Source organism: Mycobacterium sp. TH-M106 (assembly GCF_057473765.1).
This window is the reverse complement of the sequence record NZ_JBYCLE010000231.1, coordinates 1-2,482: the sequence shown is the minus strand read 5'-3', so window position 1 is coordinate 2,482 and position 2,482 is coordinate 1. Positions and strand designations below refer to the sequence as shown.

Annotated in this window: 2 protein-coding genes; one reads left to right on the top strand and one right to left on the bottom strand. The window is 64.4% G+C overall.

The window, feature by feature from the left end:
• Positions 1-94 precede the first annotated feature (94 nt).
• Positions 95-1,639, top strand: a complete 1,545-nt coding sequence (locus AC2VOP_RS08255) for a PE-PPE domain-containing protein (protein WP_486960512.1) — start codon at positions 95-97, stop codon at positions 1,637-1,639.
• Here the strand turns inward: AC2VOP_RS08255 and AC2VOP_RS08250 are convergent.
• Complete coding sequence (locus AC2VOP_RS08250) at positions 1,626-2,414, bottom strand: crotonase/enoyl-CoA hydratase family protein (protein WP_486960511.1); 789 nt, start codon at positions 2,412-2,414, stop codon at positions 1,626-1,628. The two genes, AC2VOP_RS08255 and AC2VOP_RS08250, sit on opposite strands and share 14 nt — an antisense overlap.
• Between the last annotated feature and the right edge of the window lie 68 nt (positions 2,415-2,482).

Here is a 2,482-nt window from a genome sequence, read left to right as displayed (position 1 = left end):
GCGCCGAGCAGCTCGCGTCACTATTTGTTAGGGGCGGGTGCCTCAACCCAGGCCACGTTGACGGAGATGAGCACTCTTCGGCAAGATTTCACACATGAGAAACTCAGCAATCCAAGAACTGGCCGCTGTACCGCTGGCGGTCGCCTGCACCGCTCTGCTTGCGCTGCCGTCGGCGGTGACGCTGGTGCCCGGTTTAGCGCGTGAAACCATGTTCAGCAGCCAGATTCGGCTGACCGACTCCTCGATACCTATCGATGCACCGCCGTTGCCGGGCCAGGGGGTGGCGTTGGTGATGGGCGGCAGCGGCGTCCCGATCCCGCCCGTGGACCTAACTCAAACCGCTGCCGAGAACTACCTCGTCCCAATGGGGTTCGGGGATTTCGCCGTGGAGCGACTGTTCACCCCCGAGGGGCTGCAGACCATCGAGGGCATCAACGCACAGCTGCCGTTCGACGAGTCGGTGGCCCAGGGTGTCACCATTCTGGAAACCGAGATCAAGAAGCAGATCGAGGGCGGACACGACGTGTTCGTTGGCGGCGTCTCGCAGAGCGCGACGATCAACGCGATGGTGGAACGTGACATCCACAACGGGGAACTCGACGGCGTCAACGTCGATGATGGGAAGCTGACCTTCCTCAGCCTCGGCGATCCCAGCAACCCCAACGGCGGCATCCTGGAGCGCTTCAACCTTCCGCAGGATCCCAACCCGACCCTGCCGAGCCTAGGTTTGACGTTCAGCGGTGCGGCCCCGGCCAACACCGGCATTCCCACCACCATCTACATCCTGGAATACGACGGGTTCGCCGACTTCCCGCGGTACCCGATCAATTTCTTGTCGGACCTCAATGCCGTTGCCGGCATGGCGCTGGTGCACCCGCTGTACATCCAGGGACTGCTGGCGCCCGGTGTCGGGTTGACCCCGGAACAGATCGCGAACGCCAAGGTATTGGCGACGACTCCGGGATACGACGGCGGCACCACCTACCTGGGCATCCAGGATCCGAACGAACTGCCGCTGGCGCAGCTCATCGGGTTGTTCGCCGGCCGGCCCATAGCCGCGCTGCTCGCACCGGATTTGAAGGTGCTGGTCAACCTGGGTTATGGCGCCGACCCCGATATCGGCTGGTCGACCACACCGGCGAATGTGGGAACTCCAGCCGGGCTGTTCCCCAGCATCAGCGCCGAACAGTTCCAGGCGATCGTTGCAGCCCTGGTCAGTGGGGCGCAGGAAGGGTTCCAGAACTTCATGACCGACCTGCAGGACCCGGCGAGCGTTCAACCGGACACGATCGACCAGCTGATCGCGGGTCTGCATGACGGAGCGACCAATTCGGGCCCGCTGACTCTCACCGGTATCGTCGGCGCTCTCAGCGGTGTGGCGTCGACGCTCAACGGGATGATGTCATCGACCAACGATGTCATCAATGCCCTGACGACGATGTTGCCGGCCGAAATGGCAACGATCTTCTCGAACTTCCTGCAGGAAGGTAACCTCACCGACGCGATCGGTATGCCCATGGCGGTCGCCACCGGGCTGGGGGCGGTTGGGCTGGGCGTGGAGGCGTTCGTACTGGTGCGGAACCTGCCAGACCTCATCCAGGATGTCTCAGTCGCCTTTTCTAGCGTCACCGGCCCTTGAAGTTCGGCGTCCGTTTCTCGGCGAACGCACGGGGTCCCTCCTTGGCGTCCTCGCTCAAGAACACCTCGATCCCGATCCGGGTGTCGATCGCGAACGCCTCGTTCTCGTGCAGGCCCTCTGTTTCGCGGATCGTCCGCAGGATCGCCTGGACCGCCAGCGGGCCGTTGCCGTTGATCAATTCAGCGATCTCCAGTGCCTTGGCTAACGCCTGCCCGTCGGCGACGACATGCCCGATCAATCCGATTTGCCGGGCCTCGGCGGCGGTGATGTGCCGACCGGTCAGTAGCAGGTCAGCGGCCATGGTGTAGGGAATCTGCCGCACCAGCCGCACCGCCGAGCCGCCCATCGGGTACAGGCTCCAGCGCGCCTCGGAGATGCCGAATGTGGCGCTTTCCCCGGCCACCCTGATGTCGGTGCCCTGCAGGATCTCGGTGCCGCCGGCGATCGCGGGTCCTTCCACCGCGGCGATGAGCGGCTTGGTCAGCCGGCGGCCCTTGAGCAGTGCGTCGATGCGCGACGGGTCATAGCTGCCGTCCTTGAACGAGTCCCCGGGCGGCTTGGCGGTGGCCGCTTTGAGGTCCATGCCCGCACAGAAATACCCGCCCGCTCCGGTCAGGACGACGGACCTGATGTCGTCGTCGTGGTCGGCCCGGTCCCACGCCTCGACCATGATCTGCATCATTTCGCCGCTCAGCGCGTTGCGCGACGCCGGCCGGTTCAGCGTCACGACCAGGGTGTGTCCGCGCTGTTCGACCAGGGCGTGCGCCTCGCTCACGGGTGTCCGCCTTTCTCCGCCACTGTGCGGGACTTGTGTCGAAATGTAACACGTTCTAGTTTGGATCC